A 19,636-nucleotide genomic window follows, 5' to 3' on the forward strand; every position below is an offset into this window, starting at 1 on the left:
AACAATTTTAAAAGTACTACCTTGCAGATGTTTATTTAGACAAATAGCTATAAAGTTTTAAAAAATAAAAAAGGTTGTATAGAAAAAATATAACTGGAAATAATTGTAATATAACAATAAAAAAGCAATTAGGGGGATTTAAATATGAAAAGAATGATGTCAATTTTATTAACTTTAACAATAATTATTACAATATTTTCAGCTTATAAATCAAATTCTGTTAAAGCAACGGATGTATCTATAGATGATATTTCTAATAAACTTATAAGATTTCATGTAATAGCAAATAGTGATAATGAAAGTGACCAAGCGTTAAAACTTCAGATTAGAGATAGAGTTTTACAATATATATCACCAAAATTAAATAATTCAAAATCTATTGAAGAGTCAAGGGAAATATTAGACATAGAAAATGAAAATATATTAAACATAGCAAAAGAAGTAATAAATGAGAATGGATATAATTATGACGTGGAAAGCACATTATCAAAAGAATATTTTCCTATTAAAACTTATGGAAACATAACTTTACCACAAGGAAAGTATGAGGCTTATAGAATAATTATAGGCAGCGGAGAAGGTCAAAATTGGTGGTGTGTAATGTTTCCCCCGCTTTGTTTTGTAGATGTTACTAAAGGTTCAATTGCTTATGAGGAAACTGAAAAGCAAATGAAAGAGGTTCTAAATGAAAAAGAGTATAATAAAGTAAATAATTTGGTTAATGGCAACCAAGGTGTAGATCTAATAGATAACTCAAATGATAATAATATAGTAATTAAATCTAAAGTTTTTGAGATATTTGAAAGTGTGTTTAAGTAAACTCCCCAAATTTAATATAAATAATACAAATAGGAAATAAGCCTAATCTTCTAAAAAAAGTTAGGCTTATTTTCTTTTACATTGCAAGCTACACATATTTGAGAAAATAATTAGTTATTATGCTGCTGTGCCTTTCATTCGTAATTTTTAATTTATATATATTAATATTTAACAATCTTGTTTAATAGTGTTATTATATGTAAATTTATAATGTAGTTCAGTTAAAAAGTATTAATTGTTAAATACAATTTTAATAATTTTCCTTGATAAAGTTAGTGAAAATAAATAAACTATATTGTAGCAGTAATTATGATAGAGATTCCAAATTAAAACAAAAGAATATTATAATAATATGAATTTCAATTTAGGAGAGATGTTAAATGAAGAGAAAAGTAGCAGTATTATTTGGTGGACAATCAACAGAACATGAAGTTTCAAGAGTATCTGCCTCTTCTGTATTAAGACATATAGATCAAAGTAAATATGATATATACCCAATAGGGATTAATAAAGATGGCAAATGGTTTGAATACTCAGGGAAAATAGATAATATTGAAAATGGAGATTGGGAAAAGGATGAGTTTCATAAAAGCCCTAATGGAGAAAAAGTTGTTTTTAATAAAGAAGTAGAAGTAGTGTTCCCTGTTCTTCATGGTCAATTTGGTGAAGACGGAACAGTTCAAGGGTTATGTAAATTACTTAATATACCTTGTGTTGGACCAGGGGTAATGAGTTCAGCTCTTTGTATGGATAAGATATATACAAAGTATATATTAGAGCATGCTGGAATAAAGCAAGCTGATTATGTAGTTATAACTAATTATGATTATAAAACATCAAAGGATGAATATATAAAAAAAATAGAAGAAAAATTAGGATATCCTGTATTTGTTAAACCTTCGAATAGTGGATCGTCCGTAGGGATAACTAAGGCTCATAACAGAGAAGAGCTTGAAGCTGGATTAGAAGAAGCGTTAAAACATGATAGAAAGATATTAATAGAAGAAGGATTAAATGCTAGAGAGATAGAGGTTGCGGTTTTAGGTAATGACGATCCTAAAGCATCGATACCAGGAGAAATCATACCTGCTAAAGAATTCTATGATTATGAAGCAAAGTATCAAAATGCAGCTTCAAAGTTATTGATACCTGCAGCACTTGATGAAAAAAAGTTAGATTTTATAAGAGAGCAGTCAGTAAAAATATATAAATCGCTAGATTGTGCGGGAATGGCAAGAGTAGATTTTTTAGTAGATAAAGATACTGAAGAAGTATATTTAAATGAAGTAAATACAATTCCTGGCTTTACTCACATAAGTATGTACCCTAAAATGTGGCAAGCAACAGGATTATCTTATAGTGATTTAATTAGTGAATTAATAGAGCTTGCAATGGAAAGAAATAATAGATAATATATTTAGGCACATGAAAAAAATAAACAAGTCAGTATGCTAGTCTATTTTGCATCATACTGCGTCAGCAGGACCCACTGATAGCTCTACTAGCAGTGGAACCTGCTTCCTTATCTGATACAAAATATCCGTCGCATCTTTCACTTGTTATTTGTTTTCATGTACCTTTAGGCACATGAAAAAATAAACAAGTCAGTATGCTAGTCTATTTTGCATCATACTGTGTCAGCAGAACCCACTGATAGCTCTACTAGCAGTGGAACCTGCTTCCTTATCTGATACAAAATATCCGTCGTATCTTTTACTTGTTATTTATTTTCATGTACCTTAATCAATGGAGAACTTTAAATAATGTAGAATTCACAATGCAAAATTCACAATTGTGGATATTTCTCAGCAAAAGCTGAGAAATTTAGAATTGATTTATTTTTAAAGTGACACAGTCACTTTTATTAAAGAATCTATTAAAGAAGTTAGTTTGATTAAAACTAATTTCAACCTTAATTGTGAATTTTGAATTTTAATTGTGAATTAAAAAAGTTGTGAGCTAAGATATGTCAAATTATGAATTGAACTAAATGGGGGAGAGAACATGACAAAGGCTTTAGCGATGGTTTCAGGTGGTTTGGATAGTATATTAGCTGCAAAGCTAATAAAGGATCAAGGAGTGGAAGTTATCGGCATTTGCTTTAAATCACATTTTTTTAATGAAGAAAATGCTAAAAAAATGGTTAAACAAATTGATATACCACTTGAAGTAATAGATTTTAGTGAAGAACATTTCAAAATGGTAAAAAAACCTAAGCATGGATATGGAAAAAACATGAATCCGTGTATAGATTGTCATGCAATGATGATGAGATACTGTGGAGAACTATTAGAAAAGTTCAATGCAGACTTTATAATAACGGGTGAGGTTTTAAATCAAAGACCTATGTCTCAAAATAGAAGTGCTCTAGATAAGGTTAAAAATGAAAGTGGAATAGGTACTAAAATATTAAGACCACTGTGTGCTAAAAATCTTCCGCCTACAGAGATGGAAGAAAAAGAATTAGTAAACAGAGAGAATCTTTTAGATATTCAAGGGAGAAATAGAAAAGTTCAAATGGAACTTGCTAAGCAGTGGAATATAGTTGAGTATCCATCGCCAGCAGGAGGTTGCAAGCTTACAGAACCTAACTATTCCAGAAGGTTAAAGGACATATTAGAAAGTCAAGGAGATGCATCTGATAGGGAATTAGAACTATTAAAAATAGGAAGACATTTTAGGATAGGTACTAACTCTAAGATTATATCTACAAGAACAGCTGAGGAAGCAGAAATTATAAAAGACCTTTTAGCTAAGAATGATACTATATTTTTAGCAGCAGATTTTAAAGGATCAATGGTTGTTATAATTGGTGAGCCTACAGAAGCCGATATAGAATTAGCAGCAAAAGCAACAGCACGTTATAGTAAAGGAAAAGATGAAGAGTTTGTTACCGTTAAATATGGGAAGTATGGCAAGCCTTCAAGTAATATAATAGAAGTAAAAACAGTAAATGATAGTGAACTTGAAAAATATATAATTAATTAGTGAGGAAGAGATATGGTTGATAATGCTATAATAACTTTAAATAGTAAACAAAATGATGAAGAAGAAATTAAGGTAGTAACACCAGGAGTATTTTATGAAGAAGAAGGAGTATTCCATGCAAAATATGAAGAAACAGAAGTTTCAGGTATGGAAGGTACTACTACTATCTTAAAAATAGAAAAAGAAAAATTTTCTCTTATAAGAGAGGGTAGTATAACTACTAATATGAATTTTGAAAAAAATCATCAAGAAGATATTTTGTATAGTACTCCTCATGGAGGATTATCTTTAAAACTTAGAACTAAAGCTTTAAAGATTGATGTTAATAATGATGGCGGTGACATACATATAGAATATGAGATGGTAGTCCAAGGACAAGAAGTTTTATATACAACATTAGATATAAATATTAAGAAATTATAAGAAGAATTTTACAAACAATACAATAGAAAAAAATATATGCAACTATATTAATGAAGTATGAAAGGAATTTTTAATTGCGATAACTTGTATATTTCATAATTTGATAAATACTTTTATAGTTTTAATTAATGTTATTAAAATACAAAAATATAGTATGAATAATAAATTATATATTAAAAAAAAGGTGACATATGTCACCTTTNNAAAATATATAAAAATAAAAAACAAAAAAACACTAGCATAAAGCAAAAAATTATGATAGTATAGTACTTGTTTTTTAAATACAAATATCCCATTATACGATAGGGTAATTTCTATTATAATCAAACTATTTTAATTTGTCAACATGTTTTAATAGAAAAATTATTCGTATTTTTAGAATTTTTGTTTTTGCATTATAAAATATTGGTAAATTAATGTATAGGTAAAATTAGTGAGGAGGAGTTATTATGAACACGAAATATGTATTTGTTACAGGTGGAGTTGTTTCTTCTTTAGGAAAAGGAATTACAGCGGCTTCTTTAGGAAGATTATTGAAAAACAGAGGTTTAAAAGTTTCTATACAAAAATTCGATCCTTATTTAAATGTTGATCCAGGTACAATGAGTCCATATCAACATGGAGAAGTTTTTGTAACTGATGATGGTGCAGAAACAGACTTGGACTTAGGGCATTATGAAAGATTTATAGATGAAAACTTAAGTAAAAATAATAACGTAACCTCAGGAAGAGTGTATTGGTCAGTAATTTCTAAAGAAAGACGAGGAGATTATTTAGGTGGCACTGTTCAAGTAATTCCTCATATAACAAATGAACTAAAAGATAGAGTATATAGAGTCGCAAAAGAAAAAGATGTTGATGTAGTTATAACTGAAATTGGTGGCACTGTTGGAGATATAGAATCATTACCATTTTTAGAAGCTATAAGACAAATAAAATATGAAGTTGGAAGAGAAAATGTATGCTTTATACATGTTACCTTAGTTCCGTACTTAGGAAAAGCAGGTGAACTTAAAACAAAGCCAACTCAACACTCAGTTAAAGAATTAAGATCAATAGGGATTCAACCAGATATAATTGTTTGTCGTTCTGAAAAAGAAATTTCTAATGATTTAAAAGATAAAATAGGATTATTTTGCAATATACAAGGTTCTTCGGTAATACAAAACTTAGATGCTGAAAATTTATATGAAGTTCCATTAATGTTACATAGCGAAGGATTGGATACATTAGTATGTGAAAAACTGGGGTTAAATTCAAATTCTATAGATAATAGTGAATGGATTGACATGGTTGATAAACTTAAGAATTTGAAAAGAAATGTTAAAATTGCTTTAGTAGGTAAGTATGTAGAATTGCACGATGCTTACATATCAGTTGTTGAAGCGTTAAATCACGGTGGATTGAATAATGATGCTAAAATAGAAATTAAATGGGTAAATGCGGCTGAAGTTACAAGTACTAATGTAGAAGAGTACTTGGAAGATGTAGATGGAATATTAGTACCTGGTGGTTTTGGTGATAGAGGGGTAGAGGGTAAGATAGAATCAATAAAATATGCAAGAGAAAACAAAGTGCCTTTTCTTGGTATATGTTTAGGAATGCAATGTGTTGTTATAGAGTATGCTAGAAATGTATTAGGGCTTAAAGGTGCTAATAGTGCAGAGCTTATGCCAGAAACACTTCATCCAGTAATAGATTTAATGCCAGATCAAAAAGAAGTAGATGAAAAAGGTGGCACTATGAGACTTGGTTTGTATGCTTGTAGATTAGAGAAAAATACAAAAGCTTATGAAGCCTACAATAATGAAGTGATATACGAAAGACATAGACATAGATATGAGCTTAATAATCAATTTAGAAAGCAATTAATAGAGTCTGGGTTAATATTAAGTGGAACAAGCCCTGACGAAAGATTAGTAGAAATAGTTGAGATAAAAGACCATCCATGGTTTGTAGCTTCACAGTTTCACCCAGAATTAAAATCAAGACCAAATAGACCTCACCCATTGTTTAGTAATTTTATAAGAGCTTCTCTTAAAGGAAAAGAAAAATAAGGTAAATGAAAAGTTTTCCATTTTCTATTTTATAAGGAGAACTTAAAACAATGGAGAATTGAAAATGGACAATNNATTATGGTTGAAATTAATTTTGCAAATTAATTTCTTTAAATAGATTTTTTAATAAAAGTGACTGTGTCACTTCAAACAGAATCAATTTTAAATTTCTCAGCTTCTGCTGAGAAATATCCACAATTGTGAATTTTGTATTGTGCATCGTGAATTAAATTAAGTTTCTCATAATAAAAAAGATATATAGTTTCAGACTCCGTATATATCTTTCTAAAAGAGATAATATATTTATTTTAACTTAAATTTATTTACTTCATCTAGAACTTCTCTAACTTTAAAAGTTAAATTTTGGGAAGTGCATGCCACTTCTTGGGAGGAAGCTGATGTTTCTTCAGATGAAGCTACTATTTCCTGTGAAAAAGCAGAAACTTGTTGAGCAATAGCAGAACTTGAATGGATTTTATCTAATATAGAAGCCTTTTTATCTATAATATTAATAGTATTATTATTAACAGCCACAATTCTAGGACTCATTTCTTCAACGGATTTTGTAATTTCTTTAAAAGATTCAATGGCTATATCTATATTTGATTTTTGGTTCTCTATTTCATTTTTCATATCATCAGCAGTTTTTAACATTTTATTTGACTCAATAGAAATATTTTCTATAAGCTTGCTGATTTTTTGAGATGAGGTTTTAGACTGTTCAGCGAGTTTTCTAATTTCATCAGAAACTACGGAAAAGCCTCTTCCTGCTTCTCCTGCTCTAGCAGATTCTATTGCAGCATTTAAGGCTAATAAATTTGTTTGCTCTGAAATGCTATTAATTAAATCTGTAATTGAAGATATTTGTGATAGGTATGTTTCTGCTGTTGACATTATGTTTGTTAGCTTAGAGAAGGATTCAGAGGTATTCTTCATGGATAAATTAAGATTCTCCATATCCTTATTACTCTCAGTTGCTTTAATATAAATATTTGAACTATTAAGTTCTACTTCCTTTATAGATTCTATCATATTATTAAGATCATCATTTAAATTATTCATTAAGGTAGTGATATATAATAAATCCTCTGCCTGTGAAAGAGTTCCTTTTGATACATCTTGAATAGTAGCACTCACTCCATCAGAAGCAGATGAAAGCTGCTTAGAAATATTTGATAACACCTCAGAGGCGTCAGTTATATATTGAGCTTTATCTTTTATTACAGTAATCATCTCACATATATTATCTTTAGTTGACTTTAATGAAGATTTCATCATTCCAAATTCGTCATTTCTAGACTCATTAATTTTTATAGATAAATCTCCCTTTGAAAATACATCTAAAAGTTCAACCATTTCCTTAGAGGATTTTCTAAGTCTTGAAACTATTAATATAGAAGCTAGAATATTAATAAATATAACTATTGATAGAATTATAAGAAAGTTCATCATAGTATTTTTATACACTTCACTATTTTCATTAATTATATTATTAGCATTATCTAGTAAGTGAAGTCTAAGTTTATTTAATATGTTTTCTAAATCATCTCCTATTTTACTTAAATCATTTATTCTATTATTTGATATGGGTTTTCCTTGCTTTAAATCTTTTCTAATTTCTAACCAGCTATTCCAGTAATCATTAAATAAATCTCTATATGAACTAAAGAGAGTCATTTCAGTAGAGTCCATATTTATACTTAAGTAATCTTTAATCTCATCTTCTAAATCACTTTTTTGAGAATTTAGAGCATTTTCTAAATCAACATTATAAGAATTTATATTTCTCAATACATAAAGTCTAAGATTTATAAAGTTAGCCTTCATATTTGTTACAGTAGAAAGTGATGTAATAGACTTTGAAGATAATTTAACAGAATTATCATTCATTTTTTTTATACTTAGAGTACCATCTCCACCTAAAATTAGAGTAGACATACTAGATAAAATTACTAGTATTATGGTAAGTGTAGCAATCTTGATATTCTTTAATTTTTTAAATTTCATTTTATTTTATTTCCCCCTCTTAAATAGAAATAGTTCCAACAAATGTATACAATACAATTACATTTTATTCACATTATGTAATGAAGTGCAATATATTTTTAAGATAAATTTATTTTGAATACAAAAAGAGTATAATTAAAATAGGATAAATCATTAAACTTAAAATATAAAAATAGAAAAAACAAATAAAACATTTGAAAAAATATTGCAAAAGATATATGGTATATGTATAATAAGGCACTGTAACCTTACTAATAGTTGCTGTTTTTTAGAAATACATAAAACATGAAGTATTTATAATACATATTAAAAGTATTCCAATTATTTCTTGAAAAATATGGATAAAACTCTTTAAATAGGATATAATTTAACCTAACAATATTTACATATGTATCATAGAGAATAATTTTGTACTTAAAATAGATAATTTAAGAATTCGGAGGTGGAAATTCTCATGAGTAAGGACTTAGATGAAATGAATCTTAGCGAGCTTAAGGAACTTGCAAAGAGCTTGGGTATAAAAAATATTTCTAAGTTTAAAAAAGCTGAACTTATACAAGAAATAAAAAAAGTGTCGCCAGTATCAATAGAAAAATCGGGAATTATTTTAAGAGAGAGAATTAGTCCTAAGGAAAATAAAATTGAACAAGAAATAGTAGAACCTGAATATAGTAAAGTAGAAGTAACTAATAAGGAACTTCAAAGAGAAGAAGATTCTACAGATTTTGAGGAAGAAAAAATTGAAACAGTTCAAGAGAAAAAAGAGAGACTTAGAGAGTTAATAAATGAATCAGACACAGCAAAAGGTGTATTGGAGATAAGTGATAACGGAAATTTTGGATTATTAAGGTCCAACAATTACTTAAGTGGACCAGATGATATATATGTATCACTATCACAAATTAGAAGATTCAATTTAAAAACTGGAGATGAAGTAGAAGGAAAAGTCAGAATACCAAAAGAAGGCGAAAAATATAAAGCGTTATTGTTTGTTCAAAGTATTAATGGGGAAAATCCAGAAAAAGCTTCTAGAAGAACATCTTTTGAAAAGCTTATCCCAATATATCCAACAGAAAGAATCAAACTTGAAACCAATTCTAATGATTTATCTTCCAGACTTATGGATATCATATCGCCAATCGGAAAAGGGCAAAGAGGAGTTATAGTTGCTCCACCTAAAGCAGGTAAAACGACTCTTTTAAAGAAAATTGCTCAAAGCATATCCGCAAATCACCCAGAAACCAAATTAATAGTTTTACTGATAGATGAAAGACCAGAAGAAGTTACGGACATGCAAAGATGTATTCATGGAGATGTTATTTATTCAACTTTTGATGAAGAGCCAGAACATCATGCTAAAGTAGCATATATGGTACTTGAAAGAGCAAAAAGGATGGTTGAACAGGGGCAGGATGTTGTAATATTGTTAGATAGTTTAACAAGACTTGCAAGAGCGTATAACCTTACAATAACAAGAACAGGAAGAACCTTATCTGGTGGACTAGATACTGGGGCTCTTTTAATGCCAAAAAAATTCTTTGGTGCAGCTAGAAATGTTGAAGAAGGTGGAAGTTTAACTATACTTGCAACGGCATTAGTGGAAACAGGAAGTAGAATGGATGATATGATTTTCGAAGAATTTAAAGGTACAGGAAATATGGAAGTTCATTTAGATAGAATTCTTCAAGAAAGAAGGATATTTCCTGCTATAGATATATATAAGTCAGGAACTCGTAGAGAAGATTTATTATTAAATAAATTAGAATTAGAGATTACATATAGTATTAGAAAGCTTATGTATAATGAGGGTAATTCTCAAGCAGTAACTGAAAAGCTTATAAATCTTCTATCGAAAACTAAGAGCAATAAAGATTTTTTTGATATTCTAAGTAAAAATACAGATTTATTAAAACAATAAATAGAATCTTAACAATTAAAAATTGTCCATTACATTATGAAATAAAAAGTCGTGATAGCTTATCACGACTTTTATATATAAGTTTGTCCATAAAAAAATAAAAGCAAGAAATTACATTTTCTTGCCTTATATATTCATTACTATTCGCTTTTAATGTTGAATTTTTTCATGAATTTATCAACTCTTCCACCAGCATCAACAATCTTTTGTTTTCCAGTGTAGAATGGATGACATTTTGAACAGATTTCAACTTTTAGTTCATCTTTTACTGAACCAGTTGTGAAAGTGTTTCCGCAAGCACATTTAACTACTGTATCATGATTGTAATTTGGATGTATTCCTTCTCTCATTATCTTCACCTCTTTCGAACATACTTACCCGTATTGTCAACTACTTGATTATAGCATAATTTAAAACTTTAAGTCAATAAATTTAGAGCCTAGTGTAGAAATTTCCAACAATTTTTATTAAAGCTTAATTTGATTTACAATCAATTATGGATTAAAATAAATTATACGATTTTGTAATAGTGAAACATCATAATATATAGAGATTCAATGTGAAAACTTAAAATAAAATTTATTAAGAAAACTCCAAAGGCTTTGACGATGGAGTTCTAGCCGTAACTCGTATTTTTCATTCTTAATTTTCAATTCATAAATAAGAATTTTTTATGAAATTTAAAATGATGTATAAGTTAAATTTTCGCTAATAAACTGTATAGTTATGTTTTTGTGTTAAAAAGTGGAGGTAATTATAATGAGCAAACTTTATTTTAGATATGGTGCTATGAATTGTGGAAAATCAACAAACTTATTACAGGTAGCTCATAATTATGAAGAGAGAGGTATGAAAGTACTTATAGTAAAACCTAAAACTGATACTAAAGGAGGAAATAAGGTAGTTTCACGATTAGGTGTTACAAGAGAAGCAGACATTTGGGTACCAGGCGATGTAAATTTATATGATGAAATAGGTAGATATATAGAAGAAAATGGTCCTATAGATTGTATCTTAGGAGATGAGGTACAATTTTTTAAGTCTAAACAAATTGATGAACTTTTTGAGATTGCAGTTAAAATGAATATACCAACTATATGCTATGGATTAAGAACGGATTTCCAAATGAGAGGCTTTGAAGGAAGTGAGAGATTATTACTTTTAGCACATAGTTTGGAAGAATTAAAGACTATTTGTAATTGTGGTAAGAAAGCTCTATTAAATGGAAGAATGATTAATGGAAAGTTTGTTTTTGAAGGTGAACAGATTGCTATAGATAAAGAAGATAATGTAGAATATGAGGCGCTTTGCCCAAAATGTTATTTTGAATATAAAGATAAGTATGAGAGAGAAAAATAATTAAATATCCATTAGAAGCATATTTAAACTTGAGATATTAAATTGATTTTTTAAAATAGGATATCTTAAAAATAATTAGTTGATATTCTAGTACATTTTATATCATACTGTATGGTAAAATCTTAATTCTATAAAATAATCTAAATATTTTAAAATGAAGCAAATAATTAGGTAGGTAGGTGTTTATGTGAATAAGGATTTAAGTTTAAAAAAAAGAAAGACTTCCGTAGGAGGGCAAGCTGTAATAGAAGGAGTTATGATGAGAGGAGCTAAAGGCATAGCTACTGCTGTGAGGGTTACTAACGGAGAAATTAAAGTTGAAAGTGAAAGTTATGTAAGTAATACCAAAAAAAATAAGCTATTATCTCTACCTATAATAAGGGGATTTGTATCTTTAATTGAATCTTTAATTATAGGAATAAAAAGCCTTAACTATTCAGCATCATTATTTGAAACAGAAGAAGAGGAAGAAAGTAAATTTGATAAATGGTTTGAAAGAACCTTTAAGGATAAAGGACAGGATATAATACTTGGAATTTCATTGATAATATCTCTTGGGTTTGCAACACTATTATTTTTTATACTCCCAACCTTCTTAGCTAATGTTACCAAAAACTATATAAAAGATACTCCTCTAATATTAAATATAGTAGAAGGAATAATAAGAGTAACTATATTTTTTATATATATTGTTGCAATAGGAAAAATGAAGGATATACAAAGGGTTTACATGTATCATGGTGCAGAACATAAGTCAATTGCCTGCTATGAAAGTGGAGAAGAGTTGACACCAGAAAATGCTAAAAAATTTAGTAGATTACATCCAAGATGTGGAACAAACTTTTTATTTCTAGTTATGATTATAAGTATATTAATATTTTCATTAACAGGTTGGCAATCAATATCACAAAGAATTATTTCTAGACTATTATTGCTTCCTATAGTATCTGGTGTAACTTATGAAATTATAAGATTTTTGGGGAAAAGTGAAAGTAAGTTATCAAGAATTATTGCAAAACCAGGACTTATGCTTCAACATCTAACTACTAAAGAACCAGATTTAGAAATGATAGAGGTAGCAATAAAAGCTCTAAAGGAAGCAGAAGGAATAGAAGATAAGGTATTAGATGAGGTAGCTTATGAAAATAGCAGCATTATTAACTAAAGGTTATGAAATATTAAAAGATAATCAAATTGAAAGTTACATGATAGATACTAATCTTTTACTTTGCCATGTTTTGAAGGTAGAAAAACTGTATATAATGATGAATAGGGATATTGAGGTCTCTAAAGAAGATGAAGAAGAATTTTTATCTCTTATAAAACTTAGAAGTGAAAAAATGCCTATAAAATACATACTAGAAAGTTCAGAATTTATGGGGTTAGATTTTCATGTTAAAGAAGGGGTTTTAATTCCAAGACCAGACACGGAAACATTAGTAGAAGAATGTATAAAAATTATAAAAGAAAATAATCTTAAATATATATGTGATGTTTGTTCAGGCAGTGGTGCAATAGGAATTTCTATTGCACATTACATAAGCAATTCAAATGTTATTCTTTATGATATAAGCGAAGTAGCGTTAGAAGTAGCAGAAAAGAATATAGAAAAGTTAGGGGTAAGAGAGCGATGTAAGGTTTACTATAGTAATTTATTAAATAAAGGAATAGAAGAAAAGAAAAGCTTTGATATGATAGTTTCTAATCCACCTTATATAAGAAAGGATGAAATTGAAGCTTTAATGGAGGATGTTAAAAATTATGAACCTCATTTAGCATTAGATGGTGGAGATGATGGTTTAGATTTTTATAGAACAATTACTTTAGAAAGTAAATATACTTTAAAAAGTGGAGGATATTTAGCCTTTGAAATAGGTCATGACCAGAAAGAAGCAGTGATAAAAATTTTAAAGGAAAATGGGTTTGAAAATATCTATTCTTTAAAAGATTTATACCAAAATGATAGGGTTGTAATTGGTCAAATATTTTAGAGAACTTCTAGTATATTTTGCTAATTATTTTACTTAAGATATCACAGTGAAATTTTTATTTCACAAATTGCAAACAAATTATTTTATTGGTATAATGATATGATGTAGAATAATAGTATGTAAGTGTTTACGATAGATTAAACTAGATTTTAGATAAATTTAAATTGATTATACGGAGTGATAATTTTATGTTAGATAGATTGGATTTTATTGAAAACAAGTATGATGAACTTTCAAACAAAATAAGTGACCCATCTGTTATGGCTAACCAAAAAGAATGGCAAAAGCTTTGTAAGGAACATTCTGATCTTGAAGCTGTTGTAACAAAATATAGACAATATAAAACCTCTTTAGAAGATTTAGATACTAATAAAGAAATGTTAAATGAAGAATCAGATAGAGAAATGAGAGAGATGATTCAAGAAGAAATAAAAGAACTTAATGAATCAATAGAAGCATTAAGAGAAGAACTAAGAATTTTATTATTACCTAAGGATCCTAATGATGATAAAAACGTGTTTATAGAAATAAGAGGAGGAGCTGGTGGAGACGAAGCTGCACTATTTGCTGCAAATCTTTTTAGAATGTATACAAGATATGCTGAAAGAAATAGATGGAAAGTTGAAGTAATGAGTGCAAATGAAACTGATATTGGTGGTTTCAAAGAGATTGTATTCATGGTTAAAGGTGACAAGGCTTATAGTAAGCTTAAGTACGAAAGCGGAGTTCACAGAGTACAAAGAGTTCCAGATACAGAGTCAAGCGGAAGAATTCATACATCAACAGCTACTGTTGCAGTACTTCCTGAAGTTGATGATGTTGATCTTGAAATTAATATGAATGATATAAGAGTAGATGTATTTAGAGCATCAGGAAACGGTGGACAATGCGTTAATACAACTGACTCAGCAGTAAGAATGACTCACTTACCAACAGGGCTTGTAGTATCATGCCAAGATGAAAAATCTCAGCTTAAAAATAAAGAAAAAGCACTTAAAATATTAAGAGCTAGATTATTTGAAGCAGCAGAAGCTGAAAGACTTGCGGGTATAGCTGAAGACAGAAAAAGTCAAGTTGGTACAGGGGATAGAAGTGAAAGAATTAGAACTTATAATTATCCTCAAGGAAGAGTAACAGATCATAGAATAGGTTTAACACTATATAAATTAGAAGCGTTCCTTGATGGAGATATAGACGAGATGTTAGATGGATTAATCACAACTGATCAAGCAGAAAAAATGAAAGCAATGGGAAATAATAATTAAATATAATTAGATATCTTGAAAAAATAACTATGTAGTATTTATGAAGGATATTTTAACTTACTATTATATAGTATTATAAATAACTATTTTAGAGTTAATTTAATGTTTATATAATAGAATATTGATAACAATATGTTTATTAAATTGTTATGTTTTAATTAGCTAAATTAATTTATTATTATGGAGTGTGAGATTATGGACATAAATAAAGCTCTTAAGAAGCAAAAAAAATCTTATAAAAGGTTTATGCTGTCTATGGGCTTTATTTTCATTTTATTACCAGTGGTATTATTTTACTCTAAAAAGTTCAATATATTTTTTATTATATATTTATTAGTAACGGAATTTTTAATATTTCAAGCTATGTTAATAAGATATAATGAAAATTATTTAGAGTTTGAACAAAAAGATGATAGGCTTTTTATTGAGACAGGAATATTAAAAAATAAATATAACATCATAATAGATAAAATTGCAATAGTTCATGCTATTCCTAGTGATAAATATTTTAATATTATGATTATAACCAAATCAAAATTTAGAAATAAAAGGATTTATCAAATAGGCCCTAAATTTTTGCGAAAACAACGTACAGTAGCAAAATACTATAGTAGGGTAAGATTGCTAGAGGAAGACCCCTATTTCTACTTTATAATTAGAAAGGGTGGAATTAAAAAGTATATTTTACTTGAGTATTTATATAAGATGTGTGTAAATGCAATTTTCACTGACAGTGCAGTAGAAATAATAAAAGAATGCAGAAGATAAGAATAAATTTCCCTAACCTAAAATAAATTGATAGTAATAGAATTGGTAATGATGGTTTATAGTTTACATTTAAAAATCTAATTTGTATTTTTATATCAAAGTCTAAAATAGACTAATATACTAACTAAGTACTTTTAAAGATACATTATAAACAAGGTATTAGTAATCGTAAATTATTAATTGTCATGGGGTTAGGGGGACACACATGAAAACTGTAATTTATGTAGGTTTATTTTCTGCTTTAGTATCGCTTGCGGGAACACTTTTAGGTGCAGCACTAGGAGTCTTTATAAAGAATCCTTCTAAAAAATTGATGGGAACAATTTTAGGAGTAGCTACAGGTATTATGGTATCCATAGTTTTTTTAGAGCTAATACCAGAAGCTTTAAATTATAATGGATTTATTAATACATTGTTGTTTGTTTTGTTTGGCATAATAATTATATTATTAACGGATATGCTAAGTAAGGAAACAAGCCTTCATAAAGATGCACATATGAAAGTTGCTTTTTTAATGGCATTAGGTATTATGCTTCATAATTTTCCAGAAGGGCTTATTATGGGATTTGGTTTTTTAAAAGAAGCAGATTTAGGTATAAAGATGAGTATATTGATTTCAATCCATGATATGCCTGAAGGACTTGCTATGGCGACTCCTCTTATTATTTCAGGAGTTAAGCCTTCTAAAATATTGTTCTACGCTTTTTTAGTTGCATTGCCAACAGCTATAGGAGCATGGCTAGGAATTATCTTAGGAACCATTTCACAAGCAATATTAGGAAAGTGCCTAGCTTTTGCTAGTGGTGTAATGCTTTATGTTATTTTTGGTCAAATGTTGCCAGAAAGTAATGAACTAACAGATGATTTTACTACTACTTTATCAATACTTAGTGGTATAGTTTTAGGATTTATAATGTTAAATGTAATTTAGACATCTTCAAAAAATAACAAGCCAGTATGTTAACCTATTTTATATCATGCTACGCTCACAGAACCCGCCCATAGCACTACTATGAGTGAAGCTTGATGCCTTGTATGATATAAAATAGACTAACACCTTTAACTTATTATTTTCTTTCAGATGCCTAAGGTATCTTCAAAAAAATAATAGACCAGTATGTTAGCCTATTTTCCATCATACTGCGTTGTCAGAACCTGACCATAGCACCACTATGAGCAGAGACTGACGCCTTGTATGATGTAAAATAGACTTACATCTTTGATTTATTATTTTCTTTTAGATGCCTTAAACAATAGAAAATTTAGGAGAATAAATATATGGAAACAAAGGTTGCGAATTTAGTTGAAGAAAATATAGATAAAGATATAATAAGGGAAGCAGGAAATGTGATAAAAGATGGAGGAACTGTAGTTTTTCCTACAGAAACTGTATATGGATTAGGGGCAAATGCATTAGATAGTGAAGCAGTAAAAAAGATATTTATTGCTAAAGGCCGTCCTCAAGATAATCCTCTTATTGTTCATGTAGCAGATTTTGATATATCTCCTTATGTCAAAAATGTGCCAGAGGTTGCTAAAAAAATAATGAATAAGTTTTGGCCAGGACCAATAACTATAATATTTGAAAAAAGTGATATGATTCCAGAGACTACAAGTGCAAACCTTTCAACTATAGGTATAAGAATGCCATCAAACAAAATAGCACTTGAGCTTATAAAGGCATCCAATACTCCTATAGCAGCACCTTCTGCTAATATTTCAGGTAGACCTAGTCCTACTGATTTAGAGAGTTGTATAGAAGATTTAGGTGGGAAGGTTAATTACATTTTAGGTGGCAATAGAAGTGAAGTAGGTTTAGAATCTACTATTGTAGATTGTACATCATCACCACTTTGTATGCTAAGACCAGGTGGTATAACTATAGAAATGCTTAGAGAGATTGATAAAGATGTTTATATAGATCCTACTATAACTTCAAAACCTACAAAAGAATTTAAGCCTAAAGCGCCAGGAATGAAGTATAGACACTATGCACCTAAGGCTCCAGTAAAGGTATTTAATGGAGATATTAAAAAAACTATTGCAAAAATCAACGAAATGATGTTAAATTATATAGAAAATAATAAAAAGGTAGGAGTAATAGCTACAGATGAAACTATAGAAAATTATAAGCTAGGTACCGTGGTATCTTTAGGAAGTAGAAAAAATTTAGAGGATGTAGCAAAAAACCTATTTAAAGTTTTAAGAAGTTTTGATCATAGTGATGTTGATGTTATACTTTGTGAGGCATTTACAGAAGAAGGCGTAGGCCTTGCAATAATGAATAGATTAAACAAAAGTGCTGGTTTTGATATAATAAATCTATGATTAAAAGAATTGAGATTAAAGGGTAAGAATAAAAGTTATAGCGAACTTTTGACTTACTTTAAGATTATTTAGTATGATTATATAAATTTTAAAAGGAGGAGTAATTATGAAGATATTATTTATATGTACAGGAAATACCTGTAGAAGTAATATGGCAGAAGCGTTTTTCAATCATCATTGCAAATTAGAAAATGTATCTGCAATTTCAGCAGGTTTATTTATTAATCCTTCTTCTAAAACCTCAATACATACCTCAAATCTTTTGAAAGATAAGTATAACATTGATATTAGCAGTAGAGATGCAGTTCAATTGAATATTGATATATTAGAACAAGCTGACTTAGTTTTAACTATGACAACCTATATGAAAACTTATTTGACTACGGAGGTACCGCAGTTTAGTGACAGGGTATTTACCTTCAATGAGTATATAGGAAAGTCAGGAGATGTAATTGATCCTTTTGGAGGAGATATTGACATATATTCTAAAACCTTTAATGAATTAGAGGAGAATGTTCTATTACTTATTGAGAAAATAAAAAAAGATACTAGTATTTAACTAATATCTTTTTTTTATAATAATAAATAGAAAACAATGAAGTTCGGAGGTGCAAATATGAGAATAGCATTAGGTAGTGATCATGGTGGATTAGGCTTAAAAAATGAAATCATAAAGCATTTACAAGCTAAGGGACATGAATTGCAGGACTTTGGAACTAACACATCAGACTCTTGTGACTATCCAGATTACGCATTAAAAGTAGCTGAGGAAGTAGCAGCTAAAAACTTTGATTTTGGAATATTAATTTGTGGTACAGGTATAGGAATAAGTATAGCTGCAAATAAGGTTCCAGGAATAAGAGCAGCTCTTTGTAGTGATACTTTTAGTGCTCATGCAACAAGAGAGCATAATAATGCAAATATATTAGCTTTAGGGGAAAGAGTTGTTGGCAAGGGCTTAGCTCTTGATATAGTTGATACTTTCTTAGATGCTAAATTTGAAGGCAATCGTCATCAAAACAGAATTGATAAAATTACAGAAATAGAAAAAAAATACAACAAGTAGGAGGCAAAATTCATGAGTAAAGTAATACAAATAACACATCCATTAATACAACACAAATTAGCTATTATAAGAGATAAAAATACAGGTGCGAAGGACTTTAGAGAGCTAGTTGAAGAAATAGCTATGCTTATGGCTTATGAGGTTACTCGTGACATACAAGTTGAAGATGTTGAGATAGAAACTCCAATATGTAAAACAACTTGTAAAATGCTTTCAGGAAAGAAGCTAGCGATAGTTCCAATATTAAGAGCAGGATTAGGTATGGTTGATGGAATGCTTAAACTTATACCAGCTGCTAAAGTAGGTCATATAGGAATGTATAGAGATGAAGAAACATTAATGCCAGTAGAGTATTTCTGCAAATTACCGCAGGATATAGAGGAAAGAGATGTAATTGTAACAGATCCAATGCTAGCTACTGGTGGCTCAGCTATAGATGCAATTTCTGCATTAAAGAAAAGAGGAGCTAAGAATATAAGACTTATGTGCTTAGTTGCTTCACCAGAAGGAGTAGAAGCTGTTCACAAAGCTCATCCAGAGGTTGATATATATCTAGCAGGACTTGATGAAAAATTAAACGATAGAGGATACATAGTACCAGGTCTTGGAGACGCAGGAGATAGACTTTTCGGAACAAAATAGTTAAT

The 19,636-nt window shown here is 29.0% G+C and carries 18 protein-coding genes; 16 read left to right on the forward strand and 2 right to left on the reverse strand.

All coding sequences use genetic code 11. The features are described from left to right. Positions 1-144: 144 nt before the first annotated feature. The 5 genes from spoIIR (at position 145) to B3603_RS08580 (ending at position 6,287) form a co-directional block, all read left to right on the forward strand. Positions 145-819, forward strand: coding sequence for a stage II sporulation protein R (gene spoIIR, locus B3603_RS08560; protein WP_291563324.1), 675 nt, complete (start codon positions 145-147; stop codon positions 817-819). 380 nt (positions 820-1,199) lie between these two features. Beyond that, entirely contained in the window at positions 1,200-2,231 is a 1,032-nt protein-coding gene (locus tag B3603_RS08565; RefSeq protein WP_291563325.1) for a D-alanine--D-alanine ligase family protein, read from the forward strand. A 592-nt stretch (positions 2,232-2,823) separates the two neighbouring features. Further along, the gene (locus B3603_RS08570; RefSeq protein WP_291563327.1) at positions 2,824-3,807 is read left to right on the forward strand and encodes a tRNA 4-thiouridine(8) synthase ThiI; all 984 of its coding nucleotides are present in this window, start codon (positions 2,824-2,826) and stop codon (positions 3,805-3,807) included. A 12-nt stretch (positions 3,808-3,819) separates the two neighbouring features. Beyond that, positions 3,820-4,230: a DUF1934 domain-containing protein gene (locus B3603_RS08575; RefSeq protein ID WP_291563329.1), complete on the forward strand. Its 411-nt coding sequence runs from the start codon at positions 3,820-3,822 to the stop codon at positions 4,228-4,230. A gap of 449 nt (positions 4,231-4,679) precedes the next feature. Further along, entirely contained in the window at positions 4,680-6,287 is a 1,608-nt protein-coding gene (locus tag B3603_RS08580; RefSeq protein WP_291563332.1) for a CTP synthase, read from the forward strand. Between the two features lie 303 nt (positions 6,288-6,590). On the opposite strand, the gene B3603_RS08585 is transcribed toward B3603_RS08580, so the two are convergent. Further along, positions 6,591-8,294: a methyl-accepting chemotaxis protein gene (locus B3603_RS08585; protein WP_291563334.1), complete on the reverse strand. Its 1,704-nt coding sequence runs from the start codon at positions 8,292-8,294 to the stop codon at positions 6,591-6,593. Between the two features lie 454 nt (positions 8,295-8,748). Here B3603_RS08585 and rho point away from each other — a divergent pair, with 454 nt between their 5' ends. Further along, on the forward strand, positions 8,749-10,212 hold the full coding sequence (gene rho / locus B3603_RS08590) for a transcription termination factor Rho (protein WP_291563336.1): 1,464 nt from the start codon (positions 8,749-8,751) through the stop codon (positions 10,210-10,212). Positions 10,213-10,352: 140 nt separating this feature from the next. Here the strand turns inward: rho and rpmE are convergent, their stop codons facing one another. Then, a complete protein-coding gene (gene rpmE, locus B3603_RS08595) occupies positions 10,353-10,562 on the reverse strand; it encodes a 50S ribosomal protein L31 (RefSeq protein ID WP_291563339.1) in 210 nt (69 codons plus the stop codon). A gap of 409 nt (positions 10,563-10,971) precedes the next feature. On the opposite strand from rpmE, the gene B3603_RS08600 reads away from it, so the two are divergent. The 10 genes from B3603_RS08600 to upp all read left to right on the forward strand — a co-directional run bounded on the left by B3603_RS08600 (position 10,972) and on the right by upp (position 19,631). Beyond that, positions 10,972-11,571, forward strand: a complete 600-nt coding sequence (locus B3603_RS08600; protein WP_291563342.1) for a thymidine kinase — start codon at positions 10,972-10,974, stop codon at positions 11,569-11,571. Between the two features lie 256 nt (positions 11,572-11,827). Continuing rightward, positions 11,828-12,736, forward strand: coding sequence for a DUF1385 domain-containing protein (locus B3603_RS08605; protein ID WP_291563411.1), 909 nt, complete (start codon positions 11,828-11,830; stop codon positions 12,734-12,736). Next, positions 12,711-13,562, forward strand: coding sequence for a peptide chain release factor N(5)-glutamine methyltransferase (gene prmC, locus B3603_RS08610; RefSeq protein WP_291563345.1), 852 nt, complete (start codon positions 12,711-12,713; stop codon positions 13,560-13,562). Before B3603_RS08605 ends, prmC begins: the two co-directional genes overlap by 26 nt. A gap of 188 nt (positions 13,563-13,750) precedes the next feature. Further along, positions 13,751-14,827, forward strand: coding sequence for a peptide chain release factor 1 (prfA, locus tag B3603_RS08615; protein WP_291563347.1), 1,077 nt, complete (start codon positions 13,751-13,753; stop codon positions 14,825-14,827). Positions 14,828-15,022: 195 nt separating this feature from the next. After that, a complete protein-coding gene (locus B3603_RS08620) occupies positions 15,023-15,595 on the forward strand; it encodes a hypothetical protein (protein ID WP_291563349.1) in 573 nt (190 codons plus the stop codon). A 205-nt stretch (positions 15,596-15,800) separates the two neighbouring features. After that, positions 15,801-16,526 carry a ZIP family metal transporter gene (locus B3603_RS08625; protein ID WP_291563352.1) on the forward strand — a complete coding sequence of 242 codons (726 nt, stop codon included), beginning with the start codon at positions 15,801-15,803 and terminating at the stop codon, positions 16,524-16,526. A 347-nt stretch (positions 16,527-16,873) separates the two neighbouring features. Then, positions 16,874-17,923 carry an L-threonylcarbamoyladenylate synthase gene (locus tag B3603_RS08630; RefSeq protein WP_291563355.1) on the forward strand — a complete coding sequence of 350 codons (1,050 nt, stop codon included), beginning with the start codon at positions 16,874-16,876 and terminating at the stop codon, positions 17,921-17,923. Between the two features lie 106 nt (positions 17,924-18,029). Then, positions 18,030-18,482, forward strand: coding sequence for a low molecular weight protein arginine phosphatase (locus tag B3603_RS08635; protein WP_291563358.1), 453 nt, complete (start codon positions 18,030-18,032; stop codon positions 18,480-18,482). Positions 18,483-18,539: 57 nt separating this feature from the next. Next, positions 18,540-18,989, forward strand: coding sequence for a ribose 5-phosphate isomerase B (gene rpiB, locus B3603_RS08640; protein ID WP_291563361.1), 450 nt, complete (start codon positions 18,540-18,542; stop codon positions 18,987-18,989). Positions 18,990-19,001: 12 nt separating this feature from the next. After that, positions 19,002-19,631: a uracil phosphoribosyltransferase gene (gene upp, locus B3603_RS08645; protein WP_291563401.1), complete on the forward strand. Its 630-nt coding sequence runs from the start codon at positions 19,002-19,004 to the stop codon at positions 19,629-19,631. Positions 19,632-19,636: the final 5 nt, after the last annotated feature.

It is taken from the genome of Clostridium sp. UBA2485 (assembly GCF_002341865.1).
Classification (GTDB): Bacteria; Bacillota; Clostridia; order Clostridiales; family Clostridiaceae; genus Clostridium_J.